23 protein-coding genes are annotated in these 20,254 nt (G+C 64.2%); 7 read left to right on the plus strand and 16 right to left on the minus strand.

What is annotated here, in order from left to right; genetic code table 11:
* Positions 1-8 precede the first annotated feature (8 nt).
* A complete protein-coding gene (locus MC381_RS16535; protein ID WP_251978859.1) occupies positions 9-728 on the minus strand; it encodes an ABC transporter ATP-binding protein in 720 nt (239 codons plus the stop codon).
* Here MC381_RS16535 and MC381_RS16540 point away from each other — a divergent pair.
* Positions 727-1,422: an arylesterase gene (locus tag MC381_RS16540; RefSeq protein WP_286009775.1), complete on the plus strand. Its 696-nt coding sequence runs from the start codon at positions 727-729 to the stop codon at positions 1,420-1,422. The genes MC381_RS16535 and MC381_RS16540 overlap by 2 nt on opposite strands.
* 120 nt (positions 1,423-1,542) lie before the next feature.
* Positions 1,543-2,514 (plus strand): zinc transporter ZntB, encoded by a 972-nt coding sequence (locus MC381_RS16545; protein ID WP_251978860.1) that lies wholly within the window; start codon positions 1,543-1,545, stop codon positions 2,512-2,514.
* A 45-nt stretch (positions 2,515-2,559) separates the two neighbouring features.
* On the opposite strand, the gene MC381_RS16550 is transcribed toward MC381_RS16545, so the two are convergent.
* Positions 2,560-2,832, minus strand: coding sequence for an Rdx family protein (locus MC381_RS16550; RefSeq protein ID WP_251978861.1), 273 nt, complete (start codon positions 2,830-2,832; stop codon positions 2,560-2,562).
* 168 nt (positions 2,833-3,000) lie between these two features.
* On the opposite strand from MC381_RS16550, the gene MC381_RS16555 reads away from it, so the two are divergent.
* From MC381_RS16555 to ettA, 4 genes are all read left to right on the plus strand, one after another.
* Positions 3,001-4,317, plus strand: coding sequence for an MFS transporter (locus tag MC381_RS16555; protein WP_251978862.1), 1,317 nt, complete (start codon positions 3,001-3,003; stop codon positions 4,315-4,317).
* A gap of 104 nt (positions 4,318-4,421) precedes the next feature.
* Positions 4,422-4,868: a PAS domain-containing protein gene (locus MC381_RS16560; RefSeq protein WP_251978863.1), complete on the plus strand. Its 447-nt coding sequence runs from the start codon at positions 4,422-4,424 to the stop codon at positions 4,866-4,868.
* 122 nt (positions 4,869-4,990) lie between these two features.
* Positions 4,991-5,185 carry a PA3496 family putative envelope integrity protein gene (locus tag MC381_RS16565; RefSeq protein WP_251978864.1) on the plus strand — a complete coding sequence of 65 codons (195 nt, stop codon included), beginning with the start codon at positions 4,991-4,993 and terminating at the stop codon, positions 5,183-5,185.
* 159 nt (positions 5,186-5,344) lie between these two features.
* Positions 5,345-7,006: an energy-dependent translational throttle protein EttA gene (ettA, locus tag MC381_RS16570; RefSeq protein ID WP_251978865.1), complete on the plus strand. Its 1,662-nt coding sequence runs from the start codon at positions 5,345-5,347 to the stop codon at positions 7,004-7,006.
* Positions 7,007-7,135: 129 nt separating this feature from the next.
* Here ettA and MC381_RS16575 read toward each other — a convergent pair whose 3' ends face one another.
* The 13 genes from MC381_RS16575 to ftsB form a co-directional block, all read right to left on the minus strand.
* Positions 7,136-7,294, minus strand: a complete 159-nt coding sequence (locus MC381_RS16575; protein ID WP_251978866.1) for a DUF1328 domain-containing protein — start codon at positions 7,292-7,294, stop codon at positions 7,136-7,138.
* Positions 7,295-7,504: 210 nt separating this feature from the next.
* Complete coding sequence (gene lpxL, locus MC381_RS16580) at positions 7,505-8,419, minus strand: LpxL/LpxP family Kdo(2)-lipid IV(A) lauroyl/palmitoleoyl acyltransferase (RefSeq protein WP_251978867.1); 915 nt, start codon at positions 8,417-8,419, stop codon at positions 7,505-7,507.
* A 105-nt stretch (positions 8,420-8,524) separates the two neighbouring features.
* Positions 8,525-9,613 carry an alanine racemase gene (gene alr, locus MC381_RS16585; protein WP_251978868.1) on the minus strand — a complete coding sequence of 363 codons (1,089 nt, stop codon included), beginning with the start codon at positions 9,611-9,613 and terminating at the stop codon, positions 8,525-8,527.
* Between the two features lie 224 nt (positions 9,614-9,837).
* On the minus strand, positions 9,838-11,304 hold the full coding sequence (locus MC381_RS16590; protein ID WP_251978869.1) for a TolC family outer membrane protein: 1,467 nt from the start codon (positions 11,302-11,304) through the stop codon (positions 9,838-9,840).
* Positions 11,305-11,603: 299 nt separating this feature from the next.
* Entirely contained in the window at positions 11,604-12,578 is a 975-nt protein-coding gene (rpoS, locus tag MC381_RS16595) for an RNA polymerase sigma factor RpoS (RefSeq protein WP_251978870.1), read from the minus strand.
* A gap of 253 nt (positions 12,579-12,831) precedes the next feature.
* Entirely contained in the window at positions 12,832-13,926 is a 1,095-nt protein-coding gene (locus tag MC381_RS16600) for a peptidoglycan DD-metalloendopeptidase family protein (protein WP_251978871.1), read from the minus strand.
* 51 nt (positions 13,927-13,977) lie between these two features.
* Positions 13,978-14,898 carry a DUF368 domain-containing protein gene (locus tag MC381_RS16605; protein ID WP_251978872.1) on the minus strand — a complete coding sequence of 307 codons (921 nt, stop codon included), beginning with the start codon at positions 14,896-14,898 and terminating at the stop codon, positions 13,978-13,980.
* Positions 14,895-15,530, minus strand: coding sequence for a protein-L-isoaspartate(D-aspartate) O-methyltransferase (locus MC381_RS16610; protein WP_251978873.1), 636 nt, complete (start codon positions 15,528-15,530; stop codon positions 14,895-14,897). The genes MC381_RS16605 and MC381_RS16610 overlap by 4 nt, the downstream gene beginning before the upstream one ends.
* A 19-nt stretch (positions 15,531-15,549) precedes the next feature.
* Positions 15,550-16,302, minus strand: coding sequence for a 5'/3'-nucleotidase SurE (gene surE / locus MC381_RS16615; protein ID WP_251978874.1), 753 nt, complete (start codon positions 16,300-16,302; stop codon positions 15,550-15,552).
* Between the two features lie 67 nt (positions 16,303-16,369).
* Entirely contained in the window at positions 16,370-17,422 is a 1,053-nt protein-coding gene (gene truD, locus MC381_RS16620) for a tRNA pseudouridine(13) synthase TruD (RefSeq protein ID WP_251978875.1), read from the minus strand.
* A complete protein-coding gene (gene ispF / locus MC381_RS16625; RefSeq protein WP_251978876.1) occupies positions 17,419-17,904 on the minus strand; it encodes a 2-C-methyl-D-erythritol 2,4-cyclodiphosphate synthase in 486 nt (161 codons plus the stop codon). Before ispF ends, truD begins: the two co-directional genes overlap by 4 nt.
* Positions 17,901-18,623, minus strand: coding sequence for a 2-C-methyl-D-erythritol 4-phosphate cytidylyltransferase (gene ispD / locus MC381_RS16630; protein WP_251978877.1), 723 nt, complete (start codon positions 18,621-18,623; stop codon positions 17,901-17,903). The genes ispF and ispD overlap by 4 nt, the downstream gene beginning before the upstream one ends.
* Entirely contained in the window at positions 18,620-18,943 is a 324-nt protein-coding gene (ftsB, locus tag MC381_RS16635) for a cell division protein FtsB (RefSeq protein WP_251978878.1), read from the minus strand. Before ftsB ends, ispD begins: the two co-directional genes overlap by 4 nt.
* Positions 18,944-19,220: 277 nt before the next feature.
* Between ftsB and MC381_RS16640 the strand changes: the two genes are divergently transcribed.
* Entirely contained in the window at positions 19,221-19,565 is a 345-nt protein-coding gene (locus tag MC381_RS16640; protein ID WP_251978879.1) for a YqfO family protein, read from the plus strand.
* On the opposite strand, the gene MC381_RS16645 is transcribed toward MC381_RS16640, so the two are convergent.
* Complete coding sequence (locus MC381_RS16645; protein WP_251978880.1) at positions 19,547-20,104, minus strand: NUDIX hydrolase; 558 nt, start codon at positions 20,102-20,104, stop codon at positions 19,547-19,549. The two genes, MC381_RS16640 and MC381_RS16645, sit on opposite strands and share 19 nt — an antisense overlap.
* Positions 20,105-20,254 lie beyond the last annotated feature (150 nt).

Below are 20,254 nucleotides of genomic sequence, written 5' to 3' on the forward strand. Positions count from 1 at the left end.
GTACGTCCTCAGGCTTCGGCGCCGTGGCGTTGCTCGACCGTCTTGAGCGTGCCGCCCTCCAGCGTCAGGCAGCGATCGCAGCGCCGCGCCAGCGACAGGTCGTGGGTCACCAGGATCAAGGTGGTGCCGGATTCGCGGTTGAGCGTAAAGAGCAGATCGATGATGCGCTTGCCGGTTTCCTCGTCGAGGTTACCGGTGGGCTCGTCGGCAAAGACCAGATCCGGATCGCCGACGAAGGCCCGCGCGACCGCCACGCGCTGCTGCTCGCCGCCGGAAAGCTGCTTGGGCAGATGGTCCAGACGCGCTTCCAGCCCGACGCGCGTCAACCAGTAACGGCTTTTGGCCGCGACGTCTTGCCGGGGAGCCAGTTCCAACGGCAACATAACGTTTTCCATCGCGGTCAGCGTGGGTAATAACTGAAAGTTCTGAAAGACGAAGCCGACCCGACCCGCGCGCAGGGCGGCGCGTCCATCTTCGTCGAGCGCACGCAGTGACTGACCGAACAGCTCGAGCTCGCCCGCGGTGGGGGTATCGAGTCCGGCCAGCAATCCCAGCAGGGTCGACTTGCCGGCACCGGAACTGCCTACGATGGCCACACTCTCGCCACGCTCGACCTCCAGCGACAACTGGTCGAGGATAACGAGCTCGCGTTCACCGCTTTTCACCCGCTTGCTCAGTTCGCTGGCGTGTAAAATTCGTTTCTGCTGTTTCTCCGAGGAGTAAGACATGGAGCCTGGGTTCCCTGTACCTGGTTGGACATTACCCGTCGCCGCTGTCGCGAGGCGCTGTCTGTGTGGCGTACTGCTGTTGTTGTGTCTGTTGTTGTCTATCGCGGTCGCGCCGCTGGCATCGTCGCAGGCACGCGCCGACACCCTGCTCGTCATGGGGGACAGCCTGAGCGCGGCCTACGGCATCGACCCGGATCAGGGCTGGGTCAACCTGTTGCGTCAGCGGGTGGGCAGTGGCCACGAGGTCGTCAATGCCAGCATCACCGGCGAGACGACCTCCGGCGGTTCGGCTAGGCTCCCCGAGATTCTCAGACAATACCATCCCGATATCGTTCTTCTGGAGCTCGGTGGCAACGACGGTCTGCGTGGCCTGTCGCCGCAGCAAATGCAGGTCAATCTTTCCAAGATGATCGAACGCAGTCGCGACGCTGGGGCGCGCGTTCTGCTGCTCGGCATCGAGGTCCCGCCCAATTATGGTCCGGCCTACAGCGACGCTTTTCGCGGTGTCTTCACGCAGCTCGCCGGCGATTACGACCTGCCGCTGGTACCATTCCTGCTGAAGGGAGTCGATCTCGACAGCATGCTCCAGGCGGATGGCATTCATCCCACCGCCGAGGCGCAACCCATCATTCTGGATAACGTCTGGCCACAACTCGCGCCAATGCTGGAGACGCAGACGCCAAGCGCCGGCTGAGCCGCCGACCGTAACGCGCCGCCAGCCCGTCGCGACCGCCGTCAGCGCCCGATGGCGACGACCGTCAAAACATTGAAGAGGCTCGCCTATCGAGCCACGAGCAAGCAAGGAGGCTGTAGCATGGAAGGCGAAACAGCACTGGTCGCCGCTTACGAGCTGGATGGTCGTGGCGGCGGCACGCTGCTCAGCGTGCGCCAACTACGCGAAGCCTGGCAGGACCCCTCTCGACCGTTGTGGATGCATCTGGATTTCCGCCACGTCGACGTCAACACCTACCTGGATGAGATTGCCTCGCTGGACGAGGCGGTAATCGAAGCCCTGCTGGAAGAGGATACGCGGCCACGCGTGGCGCGTTTCCGCAACGGCGCGGTCAGCACCCTGCGCGGGATCAACCTCAACCCTGGCGCGGCGCCGGAAGATCTGATCTCGCTACGCCTCTGGACGGCCCCCAATCGCCTCATCACCCTGCGGCGGCGCCCGCTGAAATCGGCCAGCGAAGTGCGCGAGCGCATCGACCAGGGCGAAGGGGCACTCTCGATTCCCGACCTGCTCGCCTGGCTAGCCGAGAGCCTGGTCGACAAGGTCGGCGACGTTTCGCATCAGTTGGACGACCGCCTTGGCGAGCTCGAGGAGGATCAGTTGAGCGACCGCCCGGTCGATCCCGACGACCTGTCACGGCTGCGACGCTCGCTGATCACGCTGCGTCGCTTCATGGGACCACAGCGCGACTGTCTCGAGCAGATCGCGCATGGCCCGGAGTGGTTCGACGAGGACACCAAGGTGTCGATCCGCGAGAGCGCCAACCAGCTATCGCGCTACGTGGAAGACTTTCACGCCATGCAGGAGCGCGCCCTGATCCTGCAAGAGCAGCTATTCAGCGAGCATAACGAGCGGCTCAATCAGCGCATGTACATGCTGGCGATCATTACCACCGTGTTCCTGCCACTCAGCTTTTTGACCGGCCTGCTCGGCATCAATGTCGGCGGCATTCCCGGCGCCGACAGCCCCTACGGCTTTGTGATCTTTCTGGCGATTACCACGATCGTCGGCGGCTGGGTCATGTGGCTTTTGAAACGCAAACAGTGGTGGTGAGGCAAGAGCAGGAATGCTGACGCCCGCGAGGCGCCCCCTCCGCTCTCAAGCGCGATCCGTATGCCCGAGATCGCGCGCGGGATCGAGCCGGTCACGCACGCGCCGCTTGAGCGCCTTGATGTCGGGGAAGCCGCCATCGCGCTTGCGCTCCCACAAGGTGTCTTCATCGTAGAGCACCTCGAAGTGCCCCCCATGGCTCGGCGCCAGTGCCACCTCCTCGAGGTCCTCGCCAAAGGTCTGCAGCAGCTCCTGCGCGTACCAGCCGGCGCGCAGCAGCCACTGGCATTGGGTGCAATAATGGATGCGAATACGGGCCATCGGGCTCTCCTAAGCAAAGGGGAGACCGCATGATGCGCCGGTCATGTCGGACACCTCAAGTACCAGGCCCCGGAGGCCGGTAACGGTACCGCCGCGTGTGTCCGGCGCGAGCCGCCGACATCCGCTTTTTCACCACGACCCTTCAACAAGGAAACAGGGAACGTTTTCATGAGTGCCAAGGATATCCCCCTCTCCCGGCTGTTCGAACGACTGACCGGCGACGAGGACAGCCGCCTGTGTCGCGATATTTCCGACGAAGCCTGCCATGAGCAACCCGGCAACGTCTTCCGCCATCTCATCGCCGCGCTGGGCAACAAACTCGCCGATGAACTCTCCAACGCGCGCCTGATTCTGCCCTGGCTGATGGGCGCGATCGGTGCGCCCGTCTGGATGGTCGGCCTGCTGGTCCCGATCCGCGAAGCCGGCGCCCTACTGCCACAGCTACTGATCGCGGGTTATATCCGCCTACGGGCAGTGCGCAAGTGGGTCTGGGTAGCCGGTGGCGTCATCCAGGCGATCGGCGCTCTAGTTCTGGCGCTGCTGGCGCTGTTCGGTCACGGCACCTGGGGCGGCGCACTGGTGTTGATCGCGCTGACAGGGCTGTCGTTGGGACGAGGGCTCTCCTCGGTGGCAACCAAGGACGTGCTCGGCAAGACCATCGCCAAGCAGCGTCGCGGCACCTTGATGGGCTGGAGCGCCAGCATCGCCGGTGCGCTAACGCTGATCGTCGGCGCCGTGCTGATACTGCTCGGGGACCGGCCAGGCAGCTGGGCGCTGGCCATACTGCTCGCCGCCGCCGCCTTGGGCTGGGGCATCAATGCCCTCTTCGCCGCCTCAATCCGCGAAGCGCCGGGGGCCACCGATGGCGGCGCCAATGCCTGGAAGAGCGTCAAGGACGGTATCGGACTGATGCGTCGGGACCGTGGTTTCCTGCATTTCAATTTGTCGCGGGCCCTGCTGCTTTCCAGCGCGCTCGCCCTGCCCTACCTCGCGCTGCTCGGCCAGCAGAACAGCGGCACCGATCTGGCCAGTCTCGGTATTCTCATCGTGACCTCAGGCCTTGCCGGGATGATCGCCGGACCGATCTGGGGGCGACTGGCGGACCGCTCCAGCCGCCGGGTGATGCGCAACAGCGCCATTGCCGCGGCGATCTGCTGCGCGGCGGGCGCCGCTTGCGTCTGGTTGCCCACCCCCTGGCGCACCAGCGTCTGGCCCTACGCCATCGTCTACGGCCTGCTGATGATCGCTCACGCGGGGATCCGCCTGGGTCGCAAGACCTACGTGGTCGATCTCGCCGACAGCGACACCCGCGCACTCTATGTGGCTTTCTCCAACACCTTCACCGGGGTCCTGATGCTGGTCCTCGGTCTGGCACTGGGGAGCCTGGCTCAATGGTTCGGTAGCGCCGGTCTACTGCTGCTGCTCGCCCTGCTAGCGCTGGCCGCTGCCGCCAGCGCGCACGCTCTCAGGGAGGTCGAGCGCTAATCCCCGGGGGCCGGGTAAAGCGTTGTAATCCCGGTCCGGCGTGGCATCATGTCGCTTGTTGTATCGTCCCTACAATTCGCCGGATGTCCCGCCTGGAGGCAAGGATGGCCAGTACCAACAAACGCCCCCCCATGATCAGCCCCGCTCTGCTGGAGCGTATCGTCAATGCCTCGGACGACGGTATCGTGGTCGCCGAGCAGGAGGGCGACGAGAACATTCTGATTTACGCCAACGAGGGCTTCGAACGCCTGACGGGCTACAGCATCGACGAGATTCTCTATCGCGACTGCCGTTTTCTGCAGAACGGCGATCGTGACCAGCCGGCGATCGACCGCGTGCGTACCGCCCTGCGTGAGGGCCGTCCCTGCCGCGAGGTCCTGCGTAACTACCGCAAGGATGGCACCCAGTTCTGGAACGAGCTGTCGATCACGCCCGTCTATGACGAGGAAGATCAACTGACCTATTTCGTCGGCGTGCAGAAGGATGTCACCGGCCTGGTAGAAGCTTTGCAGGAGCTGGAAACCCTGAAGGCCGAACGCGACACCGCCTGACGCCAGCGCCCGCACGACGGCCGATAGATTTTTTTAACCACCTAAATCTTGTGTCTCACGCCATTCGGCGATATATAGCCCTCGAGCGTCATTGTGATGCCAATATCACGGGAGGGCCGACGATGAGCCGTGAAGATTACACCGACGACCAGGAATTCGACGACGCGGTCAACGATGAACAGTTCGAGCGGCCGCGCAGCAGCAAGGCCGATTCGCTGCGAGCGCGCCGCCAGGTCGAAGCACTACTGGAAGAGCGCCGCCTGAAACGCGTCATCGACGATGACTGGTACGGCGACTTCGGCGACGAGGAGGAGTGAGCCTCGTTGGCTCCCGCACCCTCGTCAACGGGCGCTTCGGCGCCCGTTCGCATTACGGGCGGTAGTCGTTTACCCTTCCTCAAACAGACGCGCGTCCCGCTGCGGATGCCGCGCGATCACTGCCTGACTTTTTCCACCCCGACGGACAACCGGATTTCCATGGCGCAATACGTTTTCACCATGAACCGGGTGGGCAAGATCGTCCCCCCGAAGCGCGAGATCCTCAAGGATATCTCGCTCTCTTTCTTCCCCGGCGCCAAGATCGGCGTGCTCGGTCTTAACGGTGCCGGCAAATCGACGCTGCTGCGCATCATGGCCGGCGTCGATACCGAGTACAACGGCGAAGCGCGACCGATGCCGGGCATCAACATCGGCTACCTGCCGCAGGAGCCGCAACTCGACGATGCCAAGAACGTGCGCGAGACCGTCGAGGAAGCGCTCGGCGAAGTGAAGAAGGCCCAGGAGCAGCTCGAGGCGGTCTATATCGCCTACGCCGAGCCCGACGCCGACTTTGATGCGCTCGCGGCGGAGCAGGCAAGGCTCGAGAACATCATCGAAGCCGCCGACGCCCATAACATCGAGCGCAAGCTGGAAGTCGCCGCCGAGGCCCTGCGCCTGCCGCCCTGGGACGCCACGGTAGGCAACCTCTCCGGCGGCGAGCGCCGCCGTGTCGCGCTCTGCCGTCTGCTGCTGTCGAGCCCCGACATGCTGCTGCTCGACGAGCCGACCAACCACCTGGACGCGGAATCGGTCGCCTGGCTCGAACGCTTCCTGCATGACTACCCGGGAACCGTGGTCGCGATCACTCACGACCGCTACTTCCTCGACAACGTTGCCGGCTGGATTCTGGAACTGGACCGTGGCCACGGCATTCCCTTCGAGGGCAACTACTCGCAGTGGCTGGAATCGAAAGAGAAACGCCTCGAGCAGGAGGCCAAGGCCGAGGCCGGCCGCCAGCGCGCGATCAAGCAGGAGCTGGAGTGGGTCCGCCAGAACCCGAAAGGCCGTCAGTCCAAGAGCAAGGCGCGCCTTAACCGCTTCGACGAACTGCAGTCCGGCGACTATCAGAAGCGTAACGAGACCAACGAGATCTACATTCCGCCTGGTCCGCGTCTCGGCGACAAGGTGATCGAATTCCACGATGTCGCCAAGCGTTTCGATGACAAGCTGCTGTTCGACAACCTGTCATTCCAGATTCCGCCCGGGGCGATCGTCGGTATCGTCGGCGGCAACGGCGCCGGCAAGTCGACACTGTTCAAGTTGATCGACGGCAAGGAACAGCCCGATAGCGGCGAAGTCGTGATCGGCGAGACCGTCGACGTCGCCTACGTCGAACAGCTGCGCGACCACTTCGACAATAGCCAGACCGTGTGGGAAGCCGTCTCCGACGGCCAGGACATGCTCAGCATCAACGGCTACGAAGTCTCCTCGCGCGCCTATGTCGGTCGCTTCAACTTCAAGGGAACGGACCAGCAGAAGCGGTTGAGCGAACTGTCCGGCGGCGAACGCGGACGCCTGCAGTTGGCCCAGACGCTGAAGCAGGGCGCCAACGTACTGCTGCTCGACGAACCCTCCAACGATCTCGATATCGAGACGCTGCGCGCGCTGGAAGAGGCCCTGCTCGCCTTCCCCGGCTGTGCGCTGGTGATCTCGCACGACCGTTGGTTCCTCGACCGTATCGCCACGCACATTCTGGCCTACGAGGGTGACTCGAGCGTGGTCTTTTTCGAGGGCAACTACACCGACTATGAAGCCGACCATCAGAAGCGCGTCGGCAGCGACACTCCCAAGCGCATGAAGTACAAGCGTATCGACGCCTGATCGATCACCGTTGCGCCGGCCTGTCGCCGGTCAACGTCAATAAACGCGGACGCCCGCCATGGTTGACCATGGCGGGCGTCTTGCGTTGCCGGACCTATCGACCCGGCTGCCTGTCGGCAATGACGTCTTTCAGCGCCCTCGGCCGCGGATCAGCGATACCACGAACAGAATCAGGAAAATGACGAAGAGCACCTTGGCGATAGTCGCGGCGGCCCCGGCGACGCCGCCGAAACCGAGAACCCCGGCAATGATGGCGACGATAAGAAAAATCACGGCATAGCTGAGCATGGCATTCCTTCCTGCACTGATTCCATTGGACTGACCGCCATGAGCACCCGCCCGGCGGTGGCCTGCCCCCTCGATCCCTGGGGACCCTTCAAGCCTTGTCGCTAGGACGCTTTTCGTCAAGCTCATTGCACCGTTCGCTGACAAATGATATCGATCGGTGAGCGGCTCTTCCCGGCCTCGTCAATTACCGATGCGTCGGTCAATAGCCGGTCAATAGAAGGAGGCTTCGCCCGGCGGTCGCGTCTTGAAGCGCCGGTGCAGCCACAGATACTGCTCGGGATGGCGGCGAATTGCCTGTTCGATGAAGGCATTTACCTGTGCCGCATCGGCCTCATCATCACCGCTCGGGAAATTCTCCAGCGGTGGCAGGTACTCGAGCGTATAGGTGCGGTTGTCCGGATTGCGATGAAACATCAGTGGCATGACGGGGGCCCCGGTCATGCGCGCGATCTTGGCCGTCAACTTGAGCGACGCCGCCGGCACGCCGAAAAACGGGGCAAACACGCTCGCCTCGCGGCCGAAGTCCTGATCCGGCGAATACCAGACCGCATGCCCCGATTTAATTCGCCGAACCACGCCGCGCAGGTCGTGGCGATCAATCGCCGCGCCGAAGATACCGCGGCGCGCGCGCGTCATGAAGTTCTCGAACACCGGGTTGTCATGGGGGCGGTAGACGACGTCCGCCGGGAAGAAGAGCGAGTGCAGCGCACCGCCGAGATCCAGCGTCGAGAAGTGAATACCGATAATCAGCGCTCCCTTGCCCTGCGCCATGGCTTGCTCCATGTGCTCCGCGCCGCGAAAGACCACACGGTGGCGCAGATGTTCGGGATCACGACACCAGCCGGTCGCCGTCTCGAGAATGCCGATCCCGTTGGCGACGAAGGTCCGTCTGACCAAATCCGCGCGCTGCGCATCGTCCATCTCGGGAAAGCAGAGCGCCAGATTGGTCTCGGTGATATGGCGGCGACGCTTGGCCAGGCGCCAGGTCAGCAACCCGATCCCCTTGCCCACCGCCAGCTTCAATCGCCAGGGAAGAAGCGCGCCCAAGCGCATCAACAGGATCGCGAGCCAGGTGCCCCAGTAACGGGGATGTGCGTGATTGGCAGGGTAGACTTTCTTGGCCATGAGCCTTCCGATTCGGCGAGCTGGCCCAAGCGACATGGCTCGAGCCAAAAAATTAGGGGTAGTGTAGCGAAATCTATCGACGTCAGCAGGGGCGACGGCCTGACGTCAGCGCTGGCCCTGATAGCGGCGCGGTACCCGCGGCAGTACACCGGTCAACAGCGTGTAGCCGATGGTATCGCAGTGCGCCGCGACCTCGTCCACCGGCAAGCCATCGCCCCACAGCGTCACTTCACTGCCGACGCCCGCGTCGGGCAGATCGCTGATATCGACCGTGAGCATATCCATCGAGACGCGCCCGACAAGGGGACAGCGCCTGCCGTCCACCAACACCGGCGTACCGTCGGCGGCATGGCGATCGTAGCCATCGCCATAGCCGGCGGCCACTACGCCGATTCGTGTCGGCCGCGCGCTGCGCCAGCGGCCACCGTAACCTACCGGCTGACCGGCAGAGAGTGACTGTACCGCGATCAGCCGCGAGCGCAGGGTCATGACCGGCGCCAGCTCGATGCTGTCGGGCAGGTTACCCTGCAACGGGTTACTGCCATAGAGCATGATCCCCGGCCGGTTCCACGCCGCCCGGGTCGGCGGACGGATGAGCGTAGCCGGCGAATTGGCCACGCAGATCGACGCGCCGAGAGACTGACGCAAGGTATCAATCGCCTGCCACTGGGCGGCAAACTGGGGGCTGTCGAGATGATCGGCACTGGCGAAATGGCTGATCAGATGCAGATCGCGCACCCGTTCCTTTGCCGCCTTGAGCCGATGCCAGCGCGCGGCGAAAGCCGACGGCGCAAAGCCCAGGCGGTGCATGCCCGAATCGAGCTTGAGCCAGACCGTCATGGGCGCCGCCGGCCGATACGCCATCAGCGCCTCGATCTGCCAATCGCTGTGCACGACCTGCCATAGCCCGAGCGATTCGACCTCGGCGAGCTCCATAGGCTCGAAGATGCCTTCAAGCAGCAGAATCGGCTGGCGAATGGCCGCCTCGCGCAGCGCCCTCGCCTCCTCCAGCGACGCGACCGCGAAAGCCGGCGCCTGGTGGGAAAGCGCCTTGGCGCAGGCGACAGCCCCGTGGCCATAGGCATCGGCCTTGATCACGGCGATCGCTTGGCTATTCGGCGCCAGCGTCTGTGCCAGGGAGTAGTTGCGACGCAACGCGTCGAGGTCGATATCGGCAACAATGGGCCGAGCCATGAGCGTTCCTTGGGGTATTGACCGATGTGGCCGACAACGGCGCGGGCTCTCTATTTAACAGGGCCATGTATTTAACAAGGCTATGTATTTTACCGGGATGATTCTACCGGGGCGCGGGACTCCCGGCATTCGTCACCTCGCCGCCGTTCTTCGCGCGGCGGCCTGACACAAGAACGCCGCTGCACGGGCAGCGGCGCGAGGTGTGACAACCGGCGTCGCGGCAATCAGGGCTGCGGCGGCGTAGGACGCTCGCCAATGTCGTCGAGCGATGACCCGTTCGACATCGCCGGATCGTCCGTCAGCTGCAGTGACACCTGATTGCTGTCGCGCAACCAGCGGTTGGTACCCCGAATCACCTCCAGGTTGAGCACCCCGGCCTGCTGGCGCAGCTGCAGCAGATCGGTCACGTAGGTATAACGAGCGTCGGCGTAGTCGGAGATCGACTCATAGAGCGACTGCTCGGCGTCGAGCACGTCGACGATGTTACGCGTACCCACATCGTAACCGGCGCGAGTCGCTTCCAACGCACTGCGACTGGAGACGATTGCCTGGCGCTGGGCCTCGACGGACTCGACATCGTTGGCCACCTGCGTGAACAGCGAACGCACCTGCTGAGTGGTGTAGCGGCGCTGGTCTTCGAAGTCGTACTGGGTGGCTTCCAACGAATAGGTATTCTGGCGCACGGCGGCACTCGTCGAGCCGCCGGTATAGATCGGCAGGTTCGCCTGCACGCCGACCTGCAAGTCTTCGTTATGACCGCGCAGCTGGTCCCGGTCATTGTCCGAGAAGGAGTAGTCGGCGAAAGCATCCAGCGTCGGCAGATGGCCGGCCTGGGCGATATCGACGCTGGACTCCGCCACATCGACCGCAGCCTGGGCATACTGGATCGAGGGGCTACTGGCCATGGCCATATTCACCCACTCGCTGCGGTTGGTCGGCGTCGGCGGCTCGACCGGCAGGTCGTCATCCAGCCCTTCGATGCTTTCGTACTGCTGGCCGGTCAGGCGTTCGAGTGCCTCGAAGCTGATCTGTAGATCGTTGCGCGCGGCGATACGCTGCGCGCGCGCCGAGTCGAAGGCAGCCTGCGCTTCGTTGACATCGGTGATCGCCACCAGACCGACGTTGAACTGCTCCTGCGCCTGCTCGAGCTGGCGGTTGATCGCCTTCTCCTGCGCCTGGCGCGCTTCCAGCACCTCCCGCGCGCGCAGAATCTCGAAGTAGGCGGAAGAGACATCATAGAGCAGCTGCTGCTGATCGATCTCGAGCTGCAGTGCCTGCTGGCCAACCTGCTTCTTGCTTTGCTGATACTCGTACCAGTTGGAGGCGTCGAACAGCGCCTGGGTTACGTTGACGCCCAGGCTGCTGCCGTTGTAATCCTCATCGCCACTGCTGGAACCGGTAGGCGAGCTACTACCGCCCTCGACGCTCTGAGACTCGAGTGAGTTGTAGCGATAGAGACTGCCGGTGGCACTGATCTGCGGCAGCAGGTCGCCGCGTTCGACGTCCTGGCCGGCTTCGGTGCTGTTGAAGGTCGAGCGAGACGAATTCAGCGTGGCCGAATGGTTCAGCGCGTCCTGGGTGATGGTCAGCAGATCCGCCGCGTGCACGGCGGGTGCGAACGAGGCCGCAATCAACAGCGAGATGGCATGTCGCAGCGGGGACCGCGACGGCGACGAAGTAAGAGGCGACATCGAGACATTTTCCTATCGGTGAGCCCTGACGATGGGCAATCCCGGCAGCTCTCCACCCGATGCGGGTTGACTTGAACCACCGACGATCACTGCCGCGCAGGCACCCAGTATTCACTGTTTTCGGACGGCGGCAACAGGCGGGCAGTGCCGGGCACTGTCACCCCATCAAAAATGACCGGGGCGCCAGCATGCTGCTGACGCCCCGCTCACGGTTTACATACAATGCCGCATGTATGCGTGGGGATCAATAGTCGGCCCCCGCTTGACCGGGTTTTGCACACCTCCCCGGCCCAGGCGAGTCATTCGAAAATCGAGTCCATCGACAACCCCTGTTTCTCGAGCATCCGGCGCAACTTCTTGAGCGCCTCGACCTGAATCTGGCGCACCCGCTCGCGCGTCAGTCCTATCTCTTCACCGACCTCTTCCAGCGTCGCCGCCTCATGACCGCGCAGGCCGAAACGACGCACGACAACTTCCCGCTGCTTCTCGCTGAGTTCGAATAGCCACTCGTCGACATGCTGTTTGACGTCGTCGTCGACCAGGTAGGACTCTGGCCCCACTTCGTTCTCATCGGCCAGCGTATCGATCAGCGGCTTGTCGCTCTCCGCGCCCATCGGATAGTCGACGGAAGAGACGCGTTCATTAAGCCCCAGCATCTTTTTCACCGTACCGACCGGCTTGTCGAGGAACTCCGCGATCTCTTCAGCGGTCGCCTCATGGTCGAGCTTTTGCGTCAGCTCGCGCGCCGCACGCAGGTAGATATTGAGTTCCTTGACCACGTGAATCGGCAGACGAATCGTACGCGTCTGATTCATCAGCGCCCGTTCGATGGTCTGGCGAATCCACCAGGTGGCATAGGTGGAAAAACGGAAACCGCGCTCGGGATCGAATTTCTCCACGGCACGGATCAAACCGAGATTGCCCTCCTCGATCAGGTCGAGCAGCGACAAACCGCGATTCAGATAACGTCTGGCAATCTTGACGACCAGACGCAGGTTGGACTCGATCATCCGCTGGCGCCCTGCCGGATCGCCTTTCTGGGCAAGGCGCCCGTAATGGACTTCCTCTTCCGGCGTCAGCAGCGGCGAAAACCCGATCTCGTTGAGATAGATCTGCGTTGCATCGAGGCTATGGTGGTAGGTGTTTTCTTCACGGTTGAGCGCCTTTTCGAAAGCGCTTTCATCGTCCTTGCTATCCGTGTCGTCGTTCGCACTGGCTGCGGTATCGACGCCTTCGAGCTCAACATCCTGAATATCCCGTTCAAGCATGCTCATGTCCACTACCCCTATCTCGGCTACCTGAGTACCTCGCCATGGGGCGGAATCGCACCATGGCGACCGCGTCTTCCTTTACTCTCTATTTTTTTAACTGTCCCTGCTTTCGGGTGCTGCCCGTGTTCGATCGTCCGGCGACTGACACGGCTGCGGGCGGGCGCTCCTGGCCTCGGCCCCAACGTGAAATCGACGAAGTTCCTTGATCAACCGGCGGGCAGCTCCTTCTTCAGCGGTTCGGTGCGCCGATTGTCGATCAGCGCGCAGGCAAGTATTGCAGTGGGTCCTGAGGCTGGCCGTTCACACGGACCTCGAAATGTAGCTCGACCTGGTCGGCATCCGTCTGCCCCATGGTCGCTATCGTCTCTCCAGCCTCGACGACATCGTTCTCTTTGACTCTCAACGTGTCGTTGTGCGCGTAAGCGCTCAAGAAGCGATCATTGTGCTTGAGGATAATGAGGTTGCCATATCCCCGCACACCATCACCGGCATACACCACAATACCTGGCCCGGCTGCTTTGACAGGTTGCCCCTTTTGACCGGCAATATCAATGCCGGGGGTGATGTTGGAATCGTCATCGAAACGCCCGATCACCTCGCCGTCGACCGGCCACTGCCAAGGCACTTCATCGACCGGCTGATAGGTTCTGTCGGAGCGCGAGGGCGCACCGCTCGGCTCTCCCGCCACCTCGGTGCCGGCGTCGGTTCCGGCGTCACTGTCTGTCGCGTCAGCCCCCATGGAAGCAGACGAAGATGACGATTCGGCGTCAGCCGTGGCGGACGAACCCGACGATGCCGAAGCACCGGACGCCGCGCCGCTCTCGCCTGTCACGCTTCCGGCCGCCGCCACCGCGCCGGCCGTCGCCTGGTCGCGATCCGATTCGTAGACTGGCCCCGGTGCCCCACCGGCGCTCGACGCCCCATTGCTGGCGTTGGTCGAGCTGCCGCTCTCCGACGGCAGCAGCCAGGAGGGGTTCTCCTCGCCCGAGCCGGCCGAGCCGCCGCCAAGCGCCGTCACCGTGGCACCATTGCTGTCTCCCCGGCTGCCGTCACTCTGGGCCGCGTTGAGCGCCGCGCCCTGACGCAACCGCAACTGCTGCCCCGGCTCGAGACGATAGGGCGGCGAGATACCGTTGAGCTGAGCCAGATCGCGGAAATCCACCCGGTTCTGCCAGGCGATGCCGTAAATCGTATCGCCGCGCTTGACGGTATAGGTCGCGCTCGGTTCCCCATGGCGACTGACGGAGAGATCCTGCACCTGCGGGCGCCCACTCGATGTGGTGCAGGCACTGACGCCGATCGCCAGCACAGGCAGCAATCCGATCAGCAGTGCGTTGCGACGTTTACTCATGAAAAAAATCCCTTTTCCATAGAATGAATGCACGGTGGGTCCAGCGTTGGGTCACGCGGAGACTGCCTTGCGCTCTCCGAGCCACATGACCACCACGATGCCCACGACGATCAAGGCCAAGGCGAACGGCCATTGTGACGGCTCGCCTGTCACCGCGGCATAATCCGCCGGCATCAAATAGTGATAAGCTAGGGCCACCGGTTCACCGTCCGCCCCCAGGCGATAGCTCGCCATCTGTCGCCACGGCCACAGCTGCGGCAGCGACCCCAGAATAAAACCGACGATCGCCGTCAGCGTCATGGCGTGGTGGTGGCGCAAGAGCCAGGAGAGCACGCGGGAGAAGGTGAAGAGCCCCAGCACGCAACCGGCCCCGAAGATCGCGATCATGCCGATGTCGGCATTCTTGATGCCGCTCATCACCGTGCCGTAAAGGCCCATTACCAGCAGCAGAAAGCTGCCCGACACGCCCGGCAGCAGCATGGCGCTGATGGCAATGGCACCAGCAAAGAACAGCGCGACATTCCCGGCGGCACTCATGTCCGGCAGCAGTTGCGGCAGATAGGCCGCCACCGTCAGGCCAAACAGCAGCGGCAAACCGTAACGCCAGCGCCAGTGCCCGACCTGACGCATCACGACCCAGGCCGACGCCAGCACCAGCCCAAAGAAGAAAGCGGTAAGCAACAGCTCGTGACTGGCCATTAGCCAGGTCACCAGATGCGCAATCGTCACCAGACTGATCCCGATGCCCAGGACCAGCGGTACGAGGAAGCGCAGATTCAGATAGCCCACCAGCGCCTTGAGGCCACGGTCGCGCCACACACCGACGGCGCGAGGCCCGAAGCGCTTGATCGTCTCGATCAACTCCTCGTAGATCCCGACGATCAGCGCAATCGTCCCTCCGGACACGCCGGGCACGGCATCGGCCGCGCCCATTCCCATCCCTTTCAATACGGTCTTCACGCTGCGCTTCAACGAATGACTCCTTCCAATAACGGTACGAAACGCACCTCTTCCAGACGCTGATGATCGAAAGCGTGTCCGCGGCGACGCACCCGCGTCAGCCACTGGCGCCCGTCTCCATCTGCCAGTGGTGCAATCAACACACCGCCATCGCGCAGCTGCGCCAGCAGCGCCTGTGGCAGCTCACTGGCGCACGCGGTCAGCAGGATCACGTCGAACGGTGCGGCCTGGGGCCAGCCCATGCCACCATCGGCATGGCGCAGACTGACGTTGCTCACCCCCAGTCGACCGAGACGCAGACGCGCCTTGTCCTGCAGTGCGGCGATTCGCTCCACGCTCCACACGCGTGCCACCAGACGCGAGAGAATGAGCGTCTGATAGCCAGACCCGGTACCGATTTCCAGCACCCGGCTAGGCGTAGCCTGCGCCACCAGCTCGCTCATGCGCGCGACGATCCACGGCTGCGACAGCGTCTGCCCTAGCCCGAGCGGCAGCGAGGTATCCTCGTACGCCCGGTGCGACAGTGCCTCATCGAGAAACAGATGACGTGGCTCGGCGGCCATGACGGCCAGCACATCGGCATGCCGAATGCCCCCGCGCGCCAGTCGTTCGACCATGCGATTGCGAGTTCGTTGCGAGGTCATGCCGACGCCGCTGAGTTGCTCAGGCGTGTGCGAGTCCATCCAGCCAGCCTTGTACGTCCTGCAGCGTTGCGTGTCGGGTCAGATCGGTCTGCAGCGGTGTAATCGAGACATAGCCCGCTTCGATGGCCGCGAAGTCGGTATCCGGACCATCGTCGGCATTTTCCGAGACAGCCGCGATCCAGTAGCGATCTCGGCCACGCGGATCCTTCACCCGGATCGGCTGCGATGCCGGTCCGCGATAGCCGAGCCGCGTCACGCGGAAGCCGCGAATCTCGCTCCAGGGCAGATCCGGCACGTTGACATTGAGCAGGCTGCGGGGCGGTAGCGACAGATTCTCGGCGGCACCGACCAGACTCGCGGCGACGCGACCGGCGGTATCGAAATGACGTTGGCCGCAGAGCGAAATGGCAATGGCCGGCATGCCCAGGTTGCGCCCTTCCATGGCCGCCGCCACGGTGCCGGAGTAGAGCACGTCGTCACCGAGGTTGGCGCCATGGTTGATGCCCGAAATCACCAGGTCGGGCTTCTCTTCCCAGACGCCGTTGACACCAAGGTAGACGCAGTCCGCCGGCGTTCCGTCGACGCTGTAAAAACCGCTCTGCAGCGCCGTCAGCGCCAACGGCCGGGTCAGCGTCAGCGAATTGCTCGCCCCGCTCATATCTCGGTCGGGGGCGACCACGCGCAGTCGCGCGTAGCGCTCCAGCGCCTGGGCCAGCGCCGTGAGCCCAGGGGCGTGCACCCCGTCGTCATTGGATAGCAGCAGTCTGCGCATCTCGCTCTCTCCTCGTCGGTCGCCGCCAGCCGGGGCACCTTATACCAGATATCTCATACCAGGCATCTCATGCCAGCGTGGGGTGATGAAACAGTTCGCGAAGCACGCTGGTGGCGAAGGCACCGCGTGGCAGCGAGAATGTCAGCCAGCAAGCCCCATCGGGCTCCGGTAGCCACTCGGCTTCGCCCAGGCGCATCCGCAGCGGCCGCCGATCCTGGCGCACGCCGGCAGCTTCCAGGCCGTCACGCAGCGCCGGATGGCCTGCCACCCCGTTGCGTTCGGCGGCGGCCACGTCGCCGGTACTCTCCAGAGTCCCGCGCCCCCACATCGGCCCGGTAGGGTGCAAGTCACCGACGGCGGCCCGCGCTTCGAGTGCGGCATCCACCGTGTCGGCCAAAAAGCGGCTTGCGGTACCCTCCAGGTTGAGCACGTCTCCCGCGTGGGGCACCGACCAGGTGCCCTCGGCAACCCGGGCGGAGAGCACCGTGTTGAAAAGATAGCTGCGTGCGCTCGACAACAGCAGGCCATGCGGGTCCTGCCGCTTGGACCAGCCACGCGCGAACAGCTGTCGCGCGCGCTGCACATTGCGCCCCTCGGGCCCGAAACGCTGCGGACCGAAATAGTTCGGCACGCCCTGACTCACCAGACGCTCCCAGCGGACCCGAGTCGCGGGATCGGCCGGCGCTTCGCCGGCGATTCGCAGACGAAAGCGGTTGGCGCGATGGACACCTCGCTTGAGCTTGCGCGGATGACGTCGTGCCTCGAGACAGCTCACCCCGCGTGCGGCAAGTCCTGCCTGCCAGCCCTCGGGGGCCTCGCGACCGGGAAGCGCCAACGAGAACCACTGGCGCGTCACCGCGTCGCGATCCTTGAGTCCGCTATAACCGACATCGCGCGGAGAAATGTCGAATGCCCGCGCCAGCAGCCGTGCGACGTCGGGCGTCGTGGCGCCGCGCTTCTCGATCCACACCCAGAGGTGCTCGCCCGCCCCCTCCGGCTCGAAACCGAGCACCTCCTCGACCTGAAACGTCTCGGCGCCATTACGGTACTCCCCCGCCACCGCGGGCGCGCCATCGACAAACGCCCAAGCCGGCGGCCAGGTTCGGGTCTCGTCACTCATGACGCCACGGCACCCAGCAGCACGACAGCCTCCGCGGCAATGCCTTCACCCCGGCCGGTAAAACCGAGACGCTCGGTGGTCGTTGCCTTGACGTTGACCGCCTCGAGCGCAACGCCGAGATCGGTAGCCAGTGTCTCGCGCATGGCCGGAATCCACGTCGATAGACGCGGAGCCTGCGCCATCACGGTGGCATCCAGATTGCTCACCGCGTAACCCGACTCGCGCACCAGCTCGACCACGTGACGCAGCAACGCCCGGCTGTCGGCCCCTTTCCATGCCGGATCGGTATCCGGGAAATGGCGGCCGATATCGCCCAGTGCCACCGCGCCCAGCAGGGCATCGCTGATCGCATGCAGCAGCACATCGCCATCCGAGTGGGCAACGAAACCCTGCGAAAACGGCACGCGCACGCCGCCGATCATCAGGTGATCACCGTCGCCGAAGCGGTGGACGTCGAAGCCGTGTCCGATCCTGAGGTTCATGCATCGACTCCTTGTTCACGCGTCGCCTCGGTCTCCGCCTGCAGCGACAGGATTCTCGCGGCGACCGCCAGATCCTCGGGGTGGGTAATCTTGAGATTGTCGCGACTGCCACGCACCAGACGCGGCGACAGGCCCATCGCCTCGATCGCCGACGCCTCGTCGGTCACCGCCGTACCGGTGGCCAGCGCGGCATCCAGCGCCTGGCGCAGCAGATCAAAGCGGAACGCCTGCGGCGTCAAGGCATGCCACAGGCCATCGCGCGGCTCGGTATGCTGCACGCGGCCACGCTCGTCGGCGCGCTTCATGGTATCGGAGACGGGCGAGGCCAAGAGCGCGCCGATGGCCTCGTCGGCCAGCGTCGCGCGCAGCGCCTGCAAGTCTTCGAGGCGCACGCAGGGGCGGGCTGCATCATGGACCAGAACCCAGTCGTCGTCGCGCGCCTCATCGGCCAGCGTCGCCAGCGCACGCCGCACGGTATCGACACGCTCGGCGCCACCGTCGACGCGTTGCCAGCGCTCGAACGGCACATCGGCCGCGTCGAACCAGTCGTCTTCGGGGTCGAGACAGAGCCGCAACACGGCATCCGGCATCGCCTGATGCAGGCGCTCCAGCGTGCGCCCCAGCACACTGCGGCCGGCGAGGGAGAGATACTGTTTGGGTCGCTCGGCCTGCATGCGGCTGCCGCGCCCGGCGGCGGGGACGATCAACCAAAGCGTCATGGCTGGACCACTCCCGTACTAGCCGCCGGCCCCGCGTCGCGATCCTCGACATCGGGCACCCAGAAGAACTGCTCGTCCTGACGCACCATGCCGATATCGCTACGGGCCCGCTCCTCAATCGCGTCCAGTCCCGTCTTGAGGTCGACCACCTCCGCCGCGAGTCGGTCGTTTCTCGCCTTGAGCGTGTCGGTCGCGCCTTCGAGCGCATCGGCGCGCGCCTGAATATCGTTGTACTCGCGAATGCCGCCCTCGCCGAACCAGAGCCGATACTGCATCAGCCCCAGCATGACGATCAGCACCGCGATGACCCATTTCCACATTGCCGCTGATATCCCTTCCTGGTTGTCCCGGGATGACGGGGCCGGGCCCCCTGAAACTCGCCAAGCGTCTTCCATCCCGGCCGGCGACCTCCCTGCCGCTGGCCAGAACGCCTTCACTCGAACCGATGTCGACGACCGCCGACGCGGCTGTCGAAGCGCCAGCCATTATGCCATCATCACCTCAGGCGGCCCACCGCCCCGGCGCTGACTTTATCCACACGCCCCGGGCCGCAAGCGGGCGCCGGCGGGCAGGCACCACAACACCGAGCGGAGAACCATGTACAAGCTGGCATTCTACGTTCCCGAAACGCACTGCGAAGCCGTCAAGGCGGCCGTTTTTGCCACCGGCGCCGGGCGTCTCGGCGACTACGAAGGCTGCTGTTTCCAGACTCGCGGCGAGGGGCAGTTTCGCCCGCTAGACGGTGCCGATCCGCATATCGGCAAGGTGGGCGACCTGACGAAGATCGAGGAGATAAAGGTCGAGCTGGTCTGCGAGGAGGCGCGCATTCGCGAGGCCATCGCTGCGCTGCTCACCGCCCATCCTTATGAGACGCCAGCCTACGATGTCTGGCCGCTGAGCGATCTAGCGTCGCTACCAGGGCCTCAGGCGGAGCCGAAATAGCGCTCCCGCTCCTCCTCGCCGATATGGCTGAGATGCAGCCCATAATCCCCGGCTCGGCGATCATCGAAGAAGTGGCGCAGCGTGCGCTCGATCGTGGGGAAGGCCAGTTCGTCCCAGGGAATCTGCGTCTCTTCGAACAGCTCGACCTCGAGACTCTCCGGGCCCGCCGCGAAATCGCCCTCGAGCGCGCCCCGGAATATCATGTAGACCTGGTTGATATGCGGCAGACTGATCAGGGTATAGAGCGAGACCGCATCCACCGTGGCGCATGCCTCTTCGCGGGTCTCCCGCAGCGCCGCCTGCTCCACGGTCTCGCCGTTTTCCATGAACCCCGCCGGCAGCGTCCAGAACCCCTTGCGCGGCGCGATCGCCCGACGACACAGCAATATGCGGTCGCCGCACACCGGCAGCGTGCCGGCAACGATACGCGGATTCTGATAGTGAATCGTGCCGCAGGCGTCGCACAGAAAGCGTGGGCGATCATCGCCGTCGGGGATGGCGAATCGCACGGCATGACCGCAGTGGCTACAGTAGTTCATCGGGGCCTCGCAACCGCCCTCGGGTGCTCGCCCGGGAGCCTTCGAAGAGTGGCCGACGGCAGCGGGTACCGACGGTGCGTGCCGCGCAGGCGACAAAGAGCCGACAACGGCTCACAGCGCCGCTTGGCTCGACAGCGCCGACCAGACAGG

It is taken from the genome of Salinicola avicenniae (assembly GCF_023736115.1).
Taxonomy (GTDB): domain Bacteria; phylum Pseudomonadota; class Gammaproteobacteria; order Pseudomonadales; family Halomonadaceae; genus Salinicola; species Salinicola avicenniae.